The 19,668-nt window shown below is 40.0% G+C and carries 16 protein-coding genes; 7 read left to right on the forward strand and 9 right to left on the reverse strand.

The annotated features are described in order from the left end of the window. The first annotated feature begins 76 nt into the window (after nt 1-76). From RM545_RS07425 to RM545_RS07450, 6 genes are all read left to right on the forward strand, one after another. Complete coding sequence (locus RM545_RS07425) at nt 77-1,285, forward strand: glycoside hydrolase family 88 protein (protein WP_311494680.1); 1,209 nt, start codon at nt 77-79, stop codon at nt 1,283-1,285. Nucleotides 1,286-1,328: 43 nt separating this feature from the next. Next, nucleotides 1,329-2,150: a 3-keto-disaccharide hydrolase gene (locus tag RM545_RS07430; protein WP_311494681.1), complete on the forward strand. Its 822-nt coding sequence runs from the start codon at nt 1,329-1,331 to the stop codon at nt 2,148-2,150. After that, complete coding sequence (locus RM545_RS07435) at nt 2,151-3,122, forward strand: Gfo/Idh/MocA family protein (protein ID WP_311494682.1); 972 nt, start codon at nt 2,151-2,153, stop codon at nt 3,120-3,122. Between the two features lie 350 nt (nt 3,123-3,472). Next, the gene (locus RM545_RS07440) at nt 3,473-5,332 is read left to right on the forward strand and encodes a peptidase MATCAP family protein (RefSeq protein ID WP_311494683.1); all 1,860 of its coding nucleotides are present in this window, start codon (nt 3,473-3,475) and stop codon (nt 5,330-5,332) included. Beyond that, nucleotides 5,329-6,375 (forward strand): glutathione synthetase, encoded by a 1,047-nt coding sequence (locus RM545_RS07445; protein ID WP_311483191.1) that lies wholly within the window; start codon nt 5,329-5,331, stop codon nt 6,373-6,375. The genes RM545_RS07440 and RM545_RS07445 overlap by 4 nt, the downstream gene beginning before the upstream one ends. An 11-nt stretch (nt 6,376-6,386) precedes the next feature. Further along, the gene (locus RM545_RS07450; RefSeq protein ID WP_311494684.1) at nt 6,387-7,298 is read left to right on the forward strand and encodes a succinylglutamate desuccinylase/aspartoacylase domain-containing protein; all 912 of its coding nucleotides are present in this window, start codon (nt 6,387-6,389) and stop codon (nt 7,296-7,298) included. Nucleotides 7,299-7,600: 302 nt separating this feature from the next. On the opposite strand, the gene RM545_RS07455 is transcribed toward RM545_RS07450, so the two are convergent. The 9 genes from RM545_RS07455 to corA form a co-directional block, all read right to left on the reverse strand. Further along, complete coding sequence (locus RM545_RS07455) at nt 7,601-8,467, reverse strand: EamA family transporter (RefSeq protein ID WP_311494685.1); 867 nt, start codon at nt 8,465-8,467, stop codon at nt 7,601-7,603. 6 nt (nt 8,468-8,473) lie between these two features. Beyond that, the gene (locus tag RM545_RS07460) at nt 8,474-8,857 is read right to left on the reverse strand and encodes a sensory rhodopsin transducer (protein WP_311494686.1); all 384 of its coding nucleotides are present in this window, start codon (nt 8,855-8,857) and stop codon (nt 8,474-8,476) included. Beyond that, nucleotides 8,854-10,050, reverse strand: a complete 1,197-nt coding sequence (locus RM545_RS07465; RefSeq protein ID WP_311494687.1) for a D-arabinono-1,4-lactone oxidase — start codon at nt 10,048-10,050, stop codon at nt 8,854-8,856. Before RM545_RS07465 ends, RM545_RS07460 begins: the two co-directional genes overlap by 4 nt. Before the next feature lie 6 nt (nt 10,051-10,056). Next, nucleotides 10,057-10,428, reverse strand: coding sequence for a sensory rhodopsin transducer (locus RM545_RS07470; protein WP_311494688.1), 372 nt, complete (start codon nt 10,426-10,428; stop codon nt 10,057-10,059). Between the two features lie 34 nt (nt 10,429-10,462). Further along, nucleotides 10,463-12,073, reverse strand: a complete 1,611-nt coding sequence (locus RM545_RS07475) for an alpha-amylase family glycosyl hydrolase (protein ID WP_311494689.1) — start codon at nt 12,071-12,073, stop codon at nt 10,463-10,465. Between the two features lie 59 nt (nt 12,074-12,132). After that, nucleotides 12,133-13,764, reverse strand: a complete 1,632-nt coding sequence (locus RM545_RS07480; protein ID WP_311494690.1) for an alpha-amylase family protein — start codon at nt 13,762-13,764, stop codon at nt 12,133-12,135. Nucleotides 13,765-13,776: 12 nt separating this feature from the next. After that, a complete protein-coding gene (locus RM545_RS07485; RefSeq protein ID WP_311494691.1) occupies nt 13,777-14,736 on the reverse strand; it encodes a TIGR03885 family FMN-dependent LLM class oxidoreductase in 960 nt (319 codons plus the stop codon). 172 nt (nt 14,737-14,908) lie between these two features. Further along, complete coding sequence (locus tag RM545_RS07490) at nt 14,909-16,060, reverse strand: lactonase family protein (RefSeq protein WP_311494692.1); 1,152 nt, start codon at nt 16,058-16,060, stop codon at nt 14,909-14,911. A 214-nt stretch (nt 16,061-16,274) separates the two neighbouring features. Further along, nucleotides 16,275-17,354: a magnesium/cobalt transporter CorA gene (gene corA, locus RM545_RS07495; protein WP_311494693.1), complete on the reverse strand. Its 1,080-nt coding sequence runs from the start codon at nt 17,352-17,354 to the stop codon at nt 16,275-16,277. 152 nt (nt 17,355-17,506) lie between these two features. Between corA and recQ the strand changes: the two genes are divergently transcribed. After that, a complete protein-coding gene (recQ, locus tag RM545_RS07500) occupies nt 17,507-19,609 on the forward strand; it encodes a DNA helicase RecQ (RefSeq protein ID WP_311494694.1) in 2,103 nt (700 codons plus the stop codon). The last annotated feature ends 59 nt before the right edge of the window (nt 19,610-19,668 follow it).

Genomic DNA, 19,668 nt, shown 5'->3' on the forward strand with positions numbered 1-19,668 from the left:
AAAGAATTGCCGGCGAAACTGCTACTCCCGTTGGGATTGTTGAAAATAATCAATTTATCTAAATAGAAATAAACCAATGAAAAAAAGCAGACCAAAATCCGGTGTTTTCAGAAGTGTGAAATTTTCAGTTTTGATGCTGGCAATTTTCTTTACATCCTGTGCAACGCAAAAGGACATTCCGGAAAATAAAATAGACAGAACTTTAGAATTAGCCGCAGAACAATATAAATATATGGCAGACCAGCTGCCTGAAGATGGAAGGTTTCCCAAAACCTATTATGCTAAAGAAAACCGGTTTGAGACGAGCGGGTCTGATTGGTGGGTTAGCGGTTTCTATCCCGGCACACTCCTCTACTTATATGAAGAAGTTGGGGATCCCGAGCTTATGGAAGAAGCAGAGCGAATTCTGGAAGACCTCGAAAAAGAGCAGCATAACACCTCTACCCACGACTTGGGTTTTATGATGTTTGACAGTTTTGGTGCTGCAAATCGTCTTGATCCACAAGAGGAATATGAGGAAATCCTTATGAACAGCGCTAAATCTTTAGCTACACGGTTTGACGAAGAAGTTGGCGCTATACGCTCCTGGGATTCTGATGATGACAGTTTTTTGGTAATTATCGATAATATGATGAACCTGGAACTGTTGTTCTGGGCTTCAGAATACAGTGGGGACAACAGGTATCGCGATATTGCTATCACTCATGCCAATACCACAATGCAACATCACTTTAGGCCAGACAATAGTTCTTATCACGTGATAAATTACAACGAAAACACGGGTGAAGTAAAAGATAAGAGAACAGCCCAGGGGAATGCCGACGAATCTGCCTGGGCACGTGGACAAGCCTGGGGCCTGTATGGCTTTACAGAGGTATATCGAAAAACCAAAGATCAAAAATACCTGGACCAGGCAGTGAAAATTGCAGATTTTATGCTTGACCACCCAAATATGCCTGCAGATAAAATTCCGTATTGGGATTACAACGCGCCAAAAATTCCGGATGCGTTTAGAGATTCTTCGGCAGGTGCGATTATGGCCGCTGCCCTGCTTGAGTTAAGCGAATATGTAGATAAAAATAAGCAAAAGAAGTATTTCAATGCTGCTGAAACGGCTCTCAATACACTTATGGGTCCGGAATATTTAGCTAAAGAAGGTACCAACGGTGGCTTTATTCTGAAACATGGAGTTGGTCATCTCCCCAAAAATTCTGAAGTAGATGTACCACTTACTTATGGCGATTATTATTTCGTGGAGGCACTAAAGCGCTACAAGGAGGAATAAGCTTTCGGGTTAAAAACAGCATAAAATATTTAGCACATTAGAAATGAAACCAGAAAAGCTTTTAATAGTAATTATTATCCTCGCAGTGCTCACTTCCTGTGGCAACAAGTCAAAGACTGAAAAAAAGGAAGTTGCGGTAAAAGAAGAAACGAAAGAAGAACAATGGCAAACCTTATTTAACGGGGAAGACCTGGACGACTGGATCGTGAAATTCCACCATCATGAAGTTGGCGACAATTATGCAAATACTTTCCAGGTAAAAGACGGAACAGTCCTTGTGGATTACGATGAATATGAAGAATTTGGGGAACGTTACGGACATCTGTTTTACAAAGAATCTTTTTCTTCCTTTCACTTAAAATTTGAATACCGCTTTACAGATCAATGGATGGAGGATGCACCCGATTATACCTACCGTAATAGTGGCGTTATGTTTCATTCCCAGGATCCGGCGACAATTTTAAAAGAACAGGACTGGCCAATTTCTGTTGAATACCAGATGCTGGCCGATGCCGGTAACGGAGACCCAAGGCCCACCGGGAATATGTGTTCCCATGGGACCGAGATTTATTATAAAAACGAGATGTATCCGGGGCACTGCCTTAATTCTTCCTCGGAAACTTACAAACCTGACGAATGGGTACAAGCCGATCTTATTGTGTACCGTGATTCTTTAGTCATCCATAAAGTAAATGGAAATACCGTGCTGGAGTACAGCAAACCTCAGATTGGCGGCGAAGTGGTAGGTGGTTTTGACCCGGAAATAAAAAAAGATGGAAAGCCGCTAACTCAGGGTTACATTGGCTTACAGGCCGAAGGACAGGGTGTGGAATTTAAAAATATAAAGATCCTAAAGCTTGAATAAATGAAAAAGCTAGTATGGGGAATTATAGGATGCGGGGATGTGGCAGAAGTTAAAAGCGGCCCCGCATTTCAACAAATTAAAGATTCTGAATTACTTGCTGTAATGCGAAGGGATACAGAAAAAGCCAGGGATTTTGCACAACGACATAACGTTCCCGTCTGGTACGATGATGCCGAAGAACTTTTAAATGATTCGCGCATAAATGCCGTTTATATTGCCACTCCCCCATCTACACACGTTGAGCTTACCTTAAAAGCCATTAAAGCTGGTAAAAACATCTACCTCGAAAAGCCAATGGCCATGGATTCGCAGGAAGCCGTGAGCATAATAAAAGCCCTGGAACAGAGCAAAAGCAAGTTAACGGTGGCGCACTACCGGAGAAAATTACCGGCTTTCTTGAAGGTAAAGGAACTTTTGGAAGAGAAAAGTATTGGTGCAGTCCGTTTTGCAGATATAAAGATTTTACAACCGCCAAAATCTGATTTAATTGCAGAGTCTGACGAAAACTGGAGAATTGACCCTGCCATCTCGGGCGGAGGATATTTTCATGACCTGGCTCCGCATCAAATTGATCTTATGTACCACTTTTTTGGAGAAACTCAGCAGATTGAAGGTTTTTCTTCAAATCAAAATCCTTCTTATCCTGCCGATGATATTGTAAACGGAATTATCAGGTTCAAAAATGAAGTGCATTTCAATGGAATATGGAGTTTTAATGTATCGGCAGCAGATCAAAACGATGAATGCATTATCTACGGAAGTAAAGGTGCTATAAGCTTTTCCTTTTTTGGTGACAAGGTATTCCTGAAATCTGAAGATCGCAGTGAAGAGTTCAACTTTGAGCCTCTTCCGCATGTCCAACTACCAATGATTACTGCTACTGCAGACTATTTTCTTGGCAGGGGCAAAAATCCGTGCTCTGCTGAAGATGGGTTGGTGGTAATGAAAATAATGGACAGATTTTGCAGTTAATCAGGTCAAATTCCTTCTGAAAAATCTGGTTTTTTTAAACCGAATTTTCTTCCGAAGAAAAAATATGATCAGCACAATACAGGTCGATATTTGCCAAAATCTGGGATCGGCTTTGGCAACACAGGTTTAGCTATAAATCTTCAAATTCAACTGAATTTTTATTTACGCTCCTCCGGCTTCTTGAGGTGTTCTTCTTTCTTAAATAAAAGCCAAAGTAGGTTTTTCCTCATTTGAGACACAAATTTATTACTAAATTTAAGCAAATGCAGCTTCCATCAAGTGCTGAAAAAGCACGGCATTAGCCACTTTAGAGGGCTGCAGGAAATTAAAAAGTAAAGAAGCTTCAAATAATGCTGAACATATCAGAATTATCTAAAGAATCGATTAAAAAAATTTTAACAAACTTAGAGGAAGAATCAGAAACAAATTGCAAACTTCCGGGAGGCGGAATGATGCATATTGAAAAAGAACTTCCCTACCTGGTTATTTACCGGAAAAAAAGAAATGATCCTTATACCAAGAGGATGGTAATAAGTGAATCGTCTTACCTCGTGATAGGCGAAAAAGATTTTGAAGGCTACCAGCAGCTAATTTTTGCTATTTCAGACGAGTTGTCGGTGAAATTCAAATCCTATATGCTCCTTGAAATGTATGCGGGCGAAAATGGAAGTAGCACCTTTGTAATAAAAGGCCCCTCAAGAAAATTACCTACCACTTTGGAGGTATTACAGAAGGAACTGAATAATATAAATCATATTTATTCAGGATTATACCTGAAGGCAGAAATATCAGACACAAAAGACCGACAGGCCACCGGGGATAAGCCGCTGCTGACTATAGAACAAACCAAGCAATGTGGAGCAGTACTTCTGGGACTGGAAATCCCTCCGATTTACAGAGGTGACAACAAAGAATTTTATCCTGTCCTTTTCAGAAACTACAGAGATTATATTATAAAAGCGCTCCATATAGCGTTGTATGACTTTTTAAGAGTACAAACTTCCAGTAGCGTCCCCAGTTATAACGCTTTGGGAAGGCAGGTGCTCAAAGACAAAGTTTTTGAAATTGACCGGGAGCTCTCAAAAATTGAGAAATCCTATCAATTCCTATGGTTGGTTTCCCCTTCCAATATTTATGATATAAAAAAGACTTTTTTTGAAAGTAACTATGAAGAAGTTCTGGATTATCATTACCGGCTGCTTCCTGTAGATCCAGATGTGCTAAAAAGAAAACTCTATAATTTAAAAATTGAAGAAGTAGACGATCCTGCAATGTCGCAGATTTTCAGGGAAAAGCGGGAAGAACTGGATCAGCAAATAACTATGCTTAATGAGCGCGGAACGCGTAATTTCTTTTATAACAGCATCAGGCTTCACAAAGGAGTTGGAAGAGATTTGTGCAAAGAAGCAGAGCAGGTCCTTAACGAAATTGAAGAGGGACAGGAGAATTCAGACGTAGATGAGAAGGACCTCATAGATTCCCTGGAGTTTAGCAGCCTTGCACGTAAAGAATTTGACTACTTCAGGAACCAGGATGAGAATTTTAAAGGAAAGGTCCATATTCGAAAAGATGTGAATATCATGATGGTATCACAGGGGGAACTCTATGTCCCTCATGATTATAAAATGAGAAGAAAAGAATCTGAAGCGCTTATTCAGCATGAAGTAGGGACCCATGTTCTAACCTATCATAATGGTAAAAGGCAGCCGCTAGAGCAGTTAAGTATTGGCCTGGCAGATTATGATCCCCTGCAGGAAGGCCTGGCTGTAATGGCAGAGTATATGGTAGATGGGCTTACAAGAAACAGGCTTAGAACACTGGCGGGTAGAGTAATAGCCGGTAAAGCTTTAATGGATGGCGGGGATTTTCGAGAAATTTTCCGGCTTCTTAACAAAAGGTACGGATTTTCTCCGGAAAGGGCTTTTAATATTACCTCCAGGATTATGCAGGGAGGTGGTTTTTTAAAAGACATTATCTATATGCAGGGACTGGTTGAGTTAAGAAAATATCTGCAGGACGGGGGTGAGTATGAACCTCTTTTAGCAGGTAAATTCGGAATAAAACACACCGGTGTAATAAAAGAGCTTACAGATAGGGAAATATTAAATCCAGGGGCTCTGCGTCCCAGTTATTTATTAACTGAAAATGTAAAAGAGAAATTAAATTTAATCAGAGAGGGGTTACCTCTTTCAAAAATGGTAAGTAAATGAAAATATGTTTTGTATTAAACGATGTGGCCACCGAAAAAAATGGTACATCTACAGCATTAATGACAGAGGCTCATGCCAGAGGACATGAAGTTTTTGCAATGGGAGTGGGGGATTTCAGTTTTCATCACGATGCCCCAATAAGCATAAACAGCACTATTTTACCCAAAAATTCGAAAATAAAATCTCCGGAGAAATTTCTGGAGGCGCTACAAGGTTCTAAAGCAAGAAAGAAAAAGATTTCTTCTAAGGATATTGATGTACTTTTTATTAGAAACAATCCTACAGAAGAGGATTCGAGACAGTGGGCAGAGCAGGCAGGTGTGGCTTTTGGAAGAATGATACAACAGGAAGGTGTGCTGGTTTTAAATGATGCCTATGCCCTTTCCCACGCTTTTATAGATAAACTTTACTTTGAAGAACTACCTCAGGACATTAAACCGGACTCTATTATCACCAGGAGTAAGGAGGATCTCCTGGATTTTTGGGAAAAGCAGAATAAAAAGATGGTCCTTAAACCATTGGAAGGTTCCGGAGGAAAGGATGTTTTTCTTATTGACGAAAATGAAAAAAATGTGAACCAGATTATAGAAACCATTAGTTCCCAGGGATATGTTATCGCACAGGAATTTCTCCCCGCCGTTAAGGACGGTGATGTGAGGGTACTTCTTATGAATGGTCGTGTAATGGAACAAGATGGAAAAAAGGCAATTATCAGGAGGGTTAGCGGCGAAGGCGAATTCCGTAGTAATTTTAAGCTGGGAGCAACGGCAGATAGTAGTGATCTAACAGATGATATGAAACGTATTGTAGAACTTACAGCTCCAAAATTAATAAGGGACGGGCTATTTTTTGTAGGTCTTGATATTGTTAAAGATAAACTTATCGAGATAAATGTACTTAGCCCCGGTGGAATGGAACGTTTCAAAGATATCGGCCTTCCAACATTTACAGATGTGGTTATTGAAGCTATTGAGCGTAAAGTTGAATATAAGAAAATGTATAAAGGTACGCTCTCCAACCGCACCTTGGCAACTATGGATTAAATACAAAGATCATGAACAGTGAATTAAAAGAAGAAATACCAAGAATAATAGGAAAATATACTTCAGGTAAAGAGGGACCTTTACTGTTTGTAACCGGCGGAATTCACGGCAACGAACCAAGCGGGGTGAAAGCATTGGAAAAGGTTTTTTCTGAACTGGAAAAAACTCGGCCTGAGATAAACGGAACAATCGTTGGCGTTGCAGGTAACAAAATGGCACTCAATCAAAATAAGCGCTATATAGATGAAGACCTCAACAGGACATGGACTGAAGAAAACGTAAATCAGGAAAAAAAAGATTCCCACGAGAAAAAGGAAATGTTTGAAATTATAGAACTTCTCAAGAAATTTCCTGAAAAAGATTTCACTAAACGCTATTTTCTCGATTGCCATACCACCTCCTCACCCAGTCTTCCGTATGTTTCGGTTCAGGAAGTGAATGATAATGATGAATGGGCGCATAAATTTCCGACCTATATTATTAGAGGTTTCAGCGACATTATTACGGGCGATATTGACCATTATTTAAGCCGTACCGGGATGACCGGTTTTGTTTTTGAAGCAGGCCAGCATACAGATAAACGTTCTGTAGAAAATCACGAAGGCGTAATCTGGCTGGCCCTAAAAGAGGCTTGTGACCTTGATCTTGAGAGGATTTCAACTTATCCCGATTGTGTAAACCGTTTTGCTGAAAAGAATGCGCCCCCGCAAAAAACCTTCGAAATTGTACACCGTCACGGCCTGGAAGACGGTGATATTTTCGAAATGCAACCGGGTTATGAGAATTTCCAGAAAATCGAAAAAGGAGAGCTACTTGCAAAACAGAACGGAAACGAAGTTAAAAGCGAATGGGATGCCTATATTTTTATGCCACTCTACCAGGCTCAGGGAAATGATGGTTTTTTTGTAGTTCAGGAAGTGTAGCAAGCCCTTGCAGGCATAAAAAACATATTTTAGATAAGAGGTTTTCTGAAATTTTTCAGGAAACCTTTTTTATTCTGAAGGGAAACCTGAAAAATGGCAATTTTCGGCAATAGTAAGAGCTCCTCGATACAAAGGAGTGTCGCACTCGGAGTAAATACTTCGTACAACACTCGTTACACGCAAATCAACGTCAGCCAGAGCCTGTCGAAGGCCCTTCATTCTCAAATAAAAATCTTCAAATTTTCAAATCGATCAAAGCCTCTCTCCGGATCGATAATTGGCATTTTTGAGCAGTGACTTTTTCAGGAAATCGCTATCACAAAAAGCCCAATAAGAATAATTACAATACCAATAAGCCTATTCCTAAAGTTCTTTCTTTCATTCATATAAAAGAAAGCAAAGAGGATAATAAACACAGAACTTGCCCTTTTAATTGAAATTACATAGGCCACCAGGATAAATTGTATAGCAAACATTTGGGTTAGCACGCTTGCAGATCTAAAGAAGCCCACCAGTAACAAAGGCCATTTTCTCTTATTTATTTGTGATAGTGGTTTTTTGGACTTTATTGCCAGGATAGGGATAAGATAAAAAAGAATTACAAAATCTTTACTGAAAGACCAAAACACGGGCGAAGTTTCCTCCACCCCAATTTTATCGATATTTGCCGTAATACTCCATATAAAGGCCACCAACAGCATGTATCTTGGCCCCTGCTCCTTTACCAGCATTGCAAAAGGCGCAAAGAAATTTTTATTGTTTTCGCTAATGTTCGAAATATAAGTCCCCGCGACAATTAAAAGAATTCCCACAATCCCTAATAGGCTGGGGAATTCACCAATCAATATAGGGGAAGTAAGTAACATAAACAGCGGAGTAAGAGTAATTAACGGCACAGTAACCGAAAGTTCAGAACGTTTTATAGCTTTAAAGTAAAGCAGGATAACAATTAACTGAAGAACAGAACTGGCAAGGAGTGCCCAAAAAAACCTTGGTGTCATTTCTTCAAAACCAAAATAGAAAATGAGCGGAGCAAGCAAAATACTCTGCACCAAATGCATAGAAAAGGCCGCAGTGTACTCGTCGATATAATGCAGGTTGAATTTACTGGTAATATCCTTTAATGCTTCTGAAATAGCCGTCCCGAATGCCAATAAAAATCCTAACACATCTTTCTATTTTTCTGGTTCTACGGGAAAGGCAATTGTGCTCATTTCCGCATTTGAATTTGCACCGGTGTTCATCCTGCTAAACTGGATCACCACCGGAACATTGGTCTGTATAAGACAACTGTAGTTTCGCTCCAGTTGCACCGCCTCAGGAGCAATTAGATCGTTAAATCTTATTTTCCGGAGACGTTTAGCTCTTACCAGTATTTCGTAGGTCCCAACAGGTTTTTGATCTTCATAGAAAATCAACAACTCTACTATAGCATTTTCTTCGGAAGTATTTAAAACCGCGATTTTATCATGGCTTATAAATTCAGGCTCCTCCCCATTATTCTTAAATGGAATGCGTCCTGCTGAAAAGGCCCAGTCAATTTTTCCTATCGCTTTCATTCTTCAGGTATTAAAAGTTCCTCCATATACGGACTCAAAAAAACCTTATCCGGATCAAATCTTTCCCGATACTTCTGAAAATCATCCCAGCAGGGAAACAGCTCTTTTAATTCCGCTGCTTTAAGCCTATGCTTTTTCCCCCAATGTGGTCTCCCGCCGTATCTTCTGAATATTGGCTCGATAGCTTTAAAATACTCCCAGAATGGAAGTCCGGCGTTGTGGTGCAGTGATATCGTTACCGAGTCCCGCCCATACATACTGCTCAAAAAAGCATCATCTGCCTTTATTGTTCTGTAAAGAACTCTCCAGGCAACGCCTTTTCGCCACTTTTGCTTAATTTCCCTACGTACCTCCAGAAAACATTCCGGGCCATTTTTGGCGGGAAGGGCGTATTCCATTTCATCAAATTTAAGGTGCCGGGAGCGAGGTAAAACTTTATGGCTGTCTCCTTCTTTTTTGAATGTTAGCTTACCATAAGGAATTTCCGGCATCTTCTCTCCTTCCTTGTTCATCACCCTTATTTTTGCCATGTCACTCCTTGGATACCAGTAAAAGTCAAAATTGCGATTACGCTCCTGTAGTTCCTCCAGATTTCCAAGACATTTATCTAAAGGTACGCACCATTCCTTTCTTGTTAACCTGAAAAATGGCTGCAGTTGAAGTCGCATTTTAATAAAGATTCCGCAGGTTCCCATTGCTACACGTAGGGCTCGGAAGAGTTCTTCATCTTCTTCTATATTGGTATCAATTATTTCTCCCGTTCCGGTAATCATTCTTACACCAACGAGCATCGAAGAAAGATTGCGCAATTCCCTCCCCGTACCATGCGTTCCTGTACCTATAGCGCCGGCAATGGTCTGCACATCTACGTCTCCGGTGTTATGCATCGCCAGTCCATACCTGTAAAGGTCCTTGCCTGCTTCTTTTACCGTCATTCCTGCTAAAACGGTAGCACGGTTTTTCTCCAAATCTGGTGCTTCAACTCCTTTAAAATGCTTCAGGGAAAGTAGTATATCGTCAGTTTTTACAAGCGGACTTGAAGAGTGTCCGACTCCAACCACCCGCAATTTCCTTTTCTCTCTTCTTGCTCTTTTAACCAGTTGGACTATCTCCTCCTCAGATTCTGGTGTGAGAATTGCACCCGGTTTAAAGCTTAAACTTCCACTCCAGTTTTTCCACTCTTCCTCCCTCATAAAAATCTATTCTGAATAAGCTATTGTGGTTAACAAAGCATTTTCTGCCTGTCGTGAATCCAGCCTTGTATGCTGTACAACCACCGGAATATCAGATGCTATTACGCAGGCATAATCGGTGTCTTTTGGAACAGGTTCAGGATCTTCAAGATCATTAAACCGAAGATGTTTTGTTCGCTGTGCCTCTACCTCAACTTTATAAGGTCCTACAGGGTCTTTATCTGTAAAAAAAAGTGTGATTTCCACCTGGGCTTTCCTGTTGGAAGTATTCAAAATACAAGCTGTTTCATGACTTGTAAATTCCGGTTCGGGCCCTGTGCCGTAAGAAGGAATATAACCTTCAGCAATTACCCAGGTTTTCTTTCCGAATGTTCTCATATTATCTCTTTTTGCCGTTAGTAAATTCTATTGATCATTCCTTTATTTCTGCTATTAAACCTTCATTACTCTCTAATTGTACTGTTCCCTCCAAATTTTTTCCTTCCCTCCCGGCATGTGTGGACGCAAGGATAATGGCTTTGGAAAACGGTACATTTGTCTCCATAGCTTCACCCGAATCTCCCAGGTTTAGAATGACAAAAATTTTCTTTTCTTCCGAAGAACGTATATAAGCCAGCAAATTTCCAGTGGTTAATACAGGTCGATATTTGCCAATTTGGAGTGCCGGCTCTTTTTGCCGAAGGGCAATGAGTTTTCTATAAAAACTAATTATACTTTCTTCGGAATCCCACTCTTTTTCCACATTTAATTCCTTATAATTTTCCATTAACGGAAGCCAGGGTTTTCCACTTGTAAAGCCTGCATTTTCTGAAGAATCCCATTGCATCGGAGTTCTTTCGGGGTCGCGGTTGAGTCCTTTCCCCGGAATATTCTTTTCCTGTGGATCCTGAACCTGATCTGGTGCAATTGGCACATCTTCCATACCTATTTCGTCTCCGTAATATATTGTTGGTGTTCCACGTAGGGTCAAAAGCATCATTGCAGCGATTCTCGCCTGCTTCACTCCTACTCTCGTCGCAATCCTCGAGTTATCGTGATTTCCCAGAACCCAGTTTGGCCAACCACCGGGCGGCAGGGCCCCTTCATAGTTATTAATTGCTGCTTCAATCTCCCTGGCATCCCATGGTAACAGTACCAACTGAAAATTAAACGGCAAATGTGCACCGCGGTTATCTTTACCATAATACTCCACGAGCTGCTCAACCGGAAGATAAATTTCCCCAATAAGAAGCCGCTCATCAAATTCATCTATAACCGACCTCATTTTTTCTACAATATCGTGCACCTCTGGCTGGTCTGTGGTGTATGTCTGGAGATGTTTGTCATATGGCGAATAGTCTTCGGTATAATTTGGGTTTGGAGGATTATCCCTAAATTGCGCATCTTTTATAAGATGCCACATTACGTCTACCCTAAAGCCGTCTACACCTTTATCTAACCAAAATCGCAATACATTAAACATTGCTTCCTGCACTTCAGGATTACGCCAGTTCAAATCTGGCTGCTCTTTCAAAAAAGCATGATAGTAATATTGATTCGTCTCTTTGTCGTACTCCCATCCACTTCCGCCGAAAACACTTCCCCAGTTTGTTGGTGGGCCACCATCTGGCGCCGGATCTTTCCATATATACCAATCCCGTTTAGGGTTATTTTTAGAACTTCTTGAATCCAGGAACCACTCATGCATATTTGAGGAATGATTGGGAACAAAATCAAGGATCAGTTTCATCTCTCTTTTATGAATTTCCTCAAGCAGGCTGTTGAAATCTTCCATCGTTCCAAACATGGGGTGAATTCCTGTGTAGTCGCTTACATCGTATCCAAAATCGGCCATTGGGGAAGGATAAATTGGTGAAATCCAGACTACTTTTACTCCGAGATCTTTAATATGATCCAGCTTTTCGATGATCCCGGGGAGATCTCCTATTCCGTCGCCGTTGTTATCCTTATAAGAACGCGGATAAATTTGATACACAATTTCCTTTTGCCACCATTTATACTTTTCCGTTTGAATCTCCTTCATATTTTGAATTTTCTGTTGTTAGTTCTTTTTCCTGTGCTATCGCATTATTAAAGGGTGATTTATAAAAATCGTTTTCTTTTGTGCAACCACCGGTAGCCGTATGGGTTCAATTTAATTTCCTGTGAATCTGAATCAAAGGCTTTATAACGCTCATCCCCAAAAATATCCACGATCTCTTCGGGATTTTCAAATTTGGTTTTAACCATAACTTCTTCATCAGAAAAGTTGTGGAACGCGATTGCTGTTCCTTTATCTGAATTCCGGCAGTGGGCAAGGACACTTTTGTTACCAGTATCCATCACGACGTAATCGCCCCAACCAAATTCACGGAATTCCTTTCTAAATTTTATGGCATGTGCCATCCAGTTCAGTAAAGAATCATGATCGCGATGTTGATCGTGTACATTGATCTTTTTGTAACTGAAATCTCCTTCAGAAACAACGCTGCGTATAAGTTGATCTTCAGGAGCGCTAGAAAATCCTCCATTTTTATCGTCAGACCACTGCATTACAGTCCGCACACTGGAGCGGCCTTCCATAGAAAGATCTTCGCCCATTCCTATTTCCTGCCCGTATCTTATAACAGGAGTTCCCGGGAGGGTAAACAATAAACTGTAGGCCATTTCAATTCTTTTGCGGTCGTTGTCCAACATAGAAGCAAGACGCCTCCTGATTCCACGCCCGAAAATCTGCATGTTTTCCTGCGGAGCAAAGGCTTGAAACACCTCCTGCTGTTCCTCATTGGATAATTTACTAAGATTCAACTCATCGTGATTCCTTACAAATATTGCCATTTGTTCCTTTTCAGAAATCTGTGGCATTTTTTTAAGTGCATCTGCCAATGGAGTAGCTTCTTTTCTGGCAAAAGATAAAAACATGTAATTGTTTACATAGAAATTGAAAAGCATGTGCATTTCATCTTCATCTCCAAAGAATTTATCATAATCATCAGGAGGAAGATCTACTTCTGCCAGGAGAATAGAATCTTTCTTCTGTGTTTCCACAAATTCCCGAAAATGCCTGAAAACCGAGTGTGGATCTTTACAGAAATTTACTGTGCCTTTTTCATTGAACATGTGCGGCGCAGCATCAATCCTGAATCCGGAAACGCCCATCTTTAACCAGAACTGCATAATCCTGAAGATTTCTTCCTGTACATTTTCGTTAGAAATGTTAAGGTCTGGCTGGTGGGTATAAAAGGTATGGAAATAGTAGGCCCCGGCTTCCTCATCCCATTCCCAATTAGAACCATCCTCTTCACCGCCGCTCATTATATTTTCCCCTTTATCTTCTGGTTTTTCATCTAGCCAGATATAGAAATCGCGATATTTGGAATCTTTATTTTTTCTGGCTTCCTGGAACCACGTATGTTCTGTAGAGGTATGGTTTACCGCCAGGTCAATAAGAATCCTAATCCCTACTTCATCTGCAGCATCTATAAGCTGTGCAAAATGCCCTAAATCGCCAAGCCTGGGATCCACTTTGTAGTAATCTCTTACATCGTATCCATTATCCTTATTGGGGGAATCAAAAAAAGGCATTAGCCAGAGGCAGTTCACACCTAAGCTTGACAAATAAGTAAGACCATTCGTAAGACCTTGAAAATCTCCAATTCCGTCACCGTTCGAGTCTTTGAAGGTTTCCACATCCAGGCAGTAAATCACTGCATTTTTATACCAGTATTTGTTCATCTTTTTCTGATTTTATTTCTGAAATTCAGGTCTCAGTTTGTTTCCGAAGAATTCTATAAATTTCTCCTGTTCTTCATTTACATTATGCAGGATTATTTTTTCGAACCCAAGTTCTTTAAAAGCATATATTTTGTCTAAAAACAACTGGGGATCGCTTCCCGTGATTACATACTTTTCGATATCTTCCTTGCGCACCTTTTCTCCCATATCGTCAAACTGTTCCGGAGTAATTAATTCTGAAGTGAGTTTACTGGGAAAAATATTGTTCTTCCATTGGTCCTTTGCTCCCTGTAATGCCTTTTCTTTAGTAGATGAATAGGAAACCTGGACTTTTAAAGCCATTGGTTTATTTTCTCCGCCGTTACTCCTAAAAGCTTCAACCATTTCTTTTAACTCTTCAATGGGTTTGGAGATCGTTATTAATCCGTCGGCCCAGCTGGCAAGCCATTTTGCAGTCTTTAACGTTAGAGCAGCACCAAAAACGGTAGGCGTATGGGTGGGAGTTGTAAATAATTTTGCTTTCTCTACTTTTACAATTCCATGATGACTTACGTAATCACCTTTCCAAAGTTCCTGCATGACTTCTACAGACTCTTTAAGACGCTGATTTCGGATTTCTTTAGAGGGCCATTTGTCTCCGGTAATATTTTCATTTAAAGCCTGGCCGCTTCCTGTAGCTATCCAGAAACGCCTGGGAAACATTTCGTCCAGGGTAGCCACGGCCTGCGCAATTATTGCAGGATGGTAGCGCTGCCCGGGAGCATTTACAATACCGAATTCGAGATTTGTAGCCTGCATCGCAGCGCCAAGCCAGCTCCAGGCAAAACCGCTTTCCCCCTGTCTATTGCTCCAGGGGTGGAAATGATCTGAAGAGAGTACAGCTTCAAAACCGGCTTCTTCGGCTTTTTGTACAAGTTTTAGTAATGCTGAAGGGGAAAACTGTTCATGAGAAGCATGATATCCTAATTTCATACGATTCTTTCATTGGTTCGTCCTCTGTAAGATAAAAAAATGAAAGCGCCTCTTAAAATGACAGAGAAGCCTTAAGTCATAAAAAAAAGATAAAGTTTTTCAACATTGATTTTCGGAATGGAATCAAAAGGAGGTATTTCTAATGAAAATATAAACTGCCAGGTAGCGGATATTATTCTACCGGCACAAATTCTATACACACCGGAGTCTTTACTTCAACGTTAGGAAGTTTTTGGGTTAGCTCACCTGTTTTCTGATTTATGCTAAAAATTGATATTTCACCCGAATCCTGGTTGGCTACATAAAGAAAATCTCCTTTGGGAGCAATAGCAAAGTTGCGCGGAGTTTTACCGTCTGTAGGATAAAAATCCAGTGTAGACAATTTTCCTTCTTCATCTACCGCAAAAGCAGCAATACTATTATGACCGCGATTAGAGGTGTAAAGAAAATTTCCGGAAGAGTGTAAATGAATATCCGCCGCCGAATTCCTTTCTGAAAAATCTTCCGGAAGTGCAGATATATTCTGGATGATTTCCAATCCACCGGAATCCTTAATTTTAAATACTGTTACAGTGCTGTTTAATTCATTTACAGAATAGGCCAATTTTATTTCTTCATAAATTGTGAAATGCCGCGGACCTGCTCCTTCTTCAAGAGCAACAAAAGCTTGTTCATGAGGTGTAAGTTCTCCCTGATCTGCATCAAAATTGTATATGAAAATCTTATCATTACCCAAATCAGCAATATAAGCGTACTTATTGTCTTCAGAAAGCGTAACAGAATGTGCATGTGATTCTTCAGGGTTCTCAAGATCGATGCGTTGCTGTTTTTTTAGGCTTCCATCCTCCTGTCTCTTATACAACATTACCACTCCGCCCATATAATTGGCAACAAAAACATACTCTCCGCTCCTGTCCAGAGCCACGTGACATGGTGCCGTACTTTCAGTAGAAAGTTTGTTTAATTCTTCAAGATTTTGATTATCCTTTATTTTAAAGGAATATACAAATCCGTTTTCTTCTCCCTGTCCGCCCAGTTCACTCACGGCATAAAGATTCTTCCCGTCCCCGGAAACTTTTACAAATGACGGATTGGTAATTTCAGCAACAGTAGTTCCCAGCCTCAGGCTTCCGCTTTCCGGTTCCTGATAAATTGTGTAAATTCCCTCTGCCTCGCCGTCTACATGGCCTTCTTCACGGGTATATGTTCCAACATATGCTGTTTTCATGTTATCTAAATATTCTGTATTTGGTTCAGATTTGTCTTTACAGGAAGTAAAAGCCAGGCATACTATTAGTACCTGAACGAGGTAATTTCTTTTCATGTGATATAAGTAGCTAGATAAATTAAAATATAAAACAGGTACCAACAAGTTTACTTCTACTCCTTTTTTTTCTAAGCAGCACAAGCCTGATTTTATACAAAGTTAGAGAAATATTCGATTTTCCTGTTCTTACGGACTGGGTATAAATTTAAAACTTGAAAACATTATAAACAGTGAACTTTTCAAATTTTTATGAAAAATGTAAGAGTTGTAGTCAAAGCCATTTCTTCCTTTTGAAGTAAAAAATCATACCAATAAAAAGCAGCAGCATTATTCCCCACAGCACAAAGTAACTGTATTTCCATTGCAGCTCAGGCATATATTCAAAGTTCATCCCATAGATTCCTGCAATAAAGGTGAGAGGAATAAAAATAGAAGCCATAATGGTTAGGACCTTCATTACTTCATTCATTTTATTGCTAATGGTACTCATATACATGTCAAGTAGACTCCTAATCATTTCCCTGTAAAGATCAATGTTTTCTGAAATCTGAATCATATGATCGTGCAAATCCCGAATATAACTTTCGGTTTTTTTCTCTATTATTTCGTGGTTTACCTTCAGTAACCTGTTAACCACTTCCCTTAGTGGAAAAACGGCACGTCTTATTCTTAAAATAGTACGTTTTAATTCCTGAATTTCCAGCACAAGATTATCTTCTGTCCTTGCATTAAAAATCCGGTCTTCAAAAAGTTCAATTTTATCGCTAATGTCGTCAACTACTGCAAAATAATTATCAATTACAGCATCCAAAAGGGCAAACATTAAATAATCTGCACCATTACTTCGTATACGTCCTTTGCCAATTTTTATTCGCTCCCGTAGTCCGTCAAAAACATCACCACCCGCTTCCTGAAAAGTCAGTACATAATCTTTGCCCACCACAATGCTAAGGTGCTCATTATTAATGCTGCCGTCGCTATTGTAATACAGCATTTTGGCAACGATAAAAAGATATTCCGGGTATTCATCAATTTTTGGACGCTGCCCTGTATTTACAATATCTTCCAGGATAAGCGGGTGTAAATCGTAATATTTTCCAAGCTTTTCAATTTCCTCAGTATTATTTAAACCGTCAATATTTATCCAGGTAATATTCTGCTCTTCTTCAAACTTAAAAGCGTCCTCGGGGGAGTTAGAAGTATATCGCTGATAATGGTTCTTATTATAATCAATAACTTCCAGAAGTGTCTCCTTTGTTTCTTTATTACCAACATAGGTCATCGTCCCCGGAGCCTGGTGAAGTGCTTTGGTGAATTTAGGTCGTTTTAGCGAGCGTTTTAATTTTGACATGCGGAAAAATTTTTATAAAAGTAGTAATAATCGCTATACACTACAGCATTTGTGCAGGAAAGCCAAACTGAAGTTATATTTCTTCTGAAGTCAATAAACATTTTTTTACTCCTGAAGGTGTTCCTTCTACTTCCAAGTTTTACCTTTGCGATATGGAAGAAGCCACGCTCTTAAACACGCTTAAAGAATATTTTGGATACGATAGTTTTCGTCCCCTTCAAAAAAAGGTAATTGACTCCATTTTCGACGGAAAAGATAACCTTGTAATTATGCCCACCGGCGGCGGAAAATCCATTTGCTACCAGCTTCCGGCCATTTTACTTCCTGAAATCACGCTCGTAATTTCCCCTCTAATTGCATTAATGAAGGACCAGGTTGATGGTTTAACAGCTAACGGAGTTCCGGCAGCGTACCTTAACAGCAGCCAGCAGGAAGCAGATCAACAGGCTATTTTTCAGAAGATCGATAATAGAGAATTAAAGCTGCTCTATGTTGCTCCGGAGAGCCTTCAATTTATCGATAAAATTTTAACTGAAGGAAAAATAAGCCTTATCGCCATAGATGAAGCGCACTGCATTTCCAGTTGGGGCCACGATTTTCGGCCTGCCTACACCCAGTTGGGCTACCTTAAAAACCGCTTCCCCTCTACTCCCGTTATAGCACTCACCGCTACTGCAGATAAAGCCACACGTAGTGATATCGCGCAACAACTTAATATCCCGAAGGCGAAAAAACATGTAGCTTCTTTTGATCGTAAAAACCTGAGCCTGGAAGTACGACCGGGGATTAAACGCTTTGAACAGATTGCAACTTTCGTAAAAAACCGGAAAAAAGAAAGCGGAATTATTTATTGTTTAAGCCGAAAAACTACTGAAGAAATTGCTGCGAAATTAAAAGCAAAAGGTTTTAAAGCCGAAGCTTATCACGCCGGACTAAGTCACGATGATCGCACCAGGATTCAGGATGATTTTATTAATGATGAAAAACAGATTATTTGTGCGACCATCGCCTTTGGAATGGGGATCGACAAATCCAACATTCGTTGGGTGATCCATTATAACATGCCGAAGAATATGGAAGGTTATTACCAGGAAATTGGGCGTGCAGGCCGTGATGGATTACCTTCAGACACGCTTCTTTTTCACAGTTATGCAGATGTGGTCCAGTTGCAGCGCTTTGCTTCCAATGCGGCGAATGAAGAGGTACAGCTGGCAAAACTGGATCGCATGAAGCAATATTCTGAAGCTTTAACGTGCCGGAGAAAAATTCTGCTCAATTACTTTGGGGAGCTTAAACAGGAAGACTGCGGAAACTGCGATATTTGCCAAAATCCGCCTGCCTTTTTTGATGGGACTGTCATTGCGCAAAAAGCGCTTTCATGTATTTTCAGGCTTAAAGGAAGCGAACCTATAAGCACGATAATTGACGTTTTAAGAGGTTCACAAAATGAAGCCGTTTTGTCTAAGAATTATCAAAAATTACCGACTTATGGCGTGGGCAGTAGCATTTCCTGGCATCACTGGCAGCAATATATAATCCAATTGATCAATATTGGTTATGCTGAAGTCGCTTTTCACAAAAACAATCACCTTCAGCTTACAAAAGCAGCCAAAAATGTACTTTTTGAAGGCGAAAAAGTCCGTTTAGCTGAAGTTCCTGACAGAAAAACTATTCAGCAGGAAACTGAAGCTTCTACAAAGAAAAAAGACAACTCGTTATTTGAAAAATTGAGGAAATTGCGACTTGAAATAGCCAGAGAAGAGGAAATTCCGGCCTACCTTATTTTTAATGATGCCACCCTCAAGGAAATGGAGAAGGAAAGGCCAATGACCGATGATGATTTTATGCAAATTAACGGAGTTGGTCGTCAAAAAATGAAGGATTATGGCTATCGTTTTATAAAAGAAATTATCGCTTTCAGCAAAGAAAAACGCGAGCGGAAATCAGCTAAAAAAGGTAAAACTTATCAAATTACCGGCGAACTTTATAAAGAAGGACTAAGTGTGGAAGAAATTGCCAAAAAACGGAAGTTAGCAAGCACTACAATTTTTTCTCATTTGCTAAAACTTTATGATGAAGGCAAAGATATTAACCTAAACCAGTTTGTCTCCAAAGCCGATCTGGACGCCGTTAAAAAAGCTAAAAAGGACTTGAATGATCCTGATTCCTTAAAGGCTTATTTTGAGCATTTTCAGGAAGCAATAGGTTACGAGACAATTAAAATTTCCCTAAAGATTTTGGAGAAGGAAGAGTAACGTACAGAGCAGTTCAATGAAAAACATAAAATTTGAATTCACAGGAATTCTTATGGCCA

This window comes from Autumnicola lenta, assembly GCF_031846515.1.
Classification (GTDB): Bacteria; Bacteroidota; Bacteroidia; order Flavobacteriales; family Flavobacteriaceae; genus Autumnicola; species Autumnicola lenta.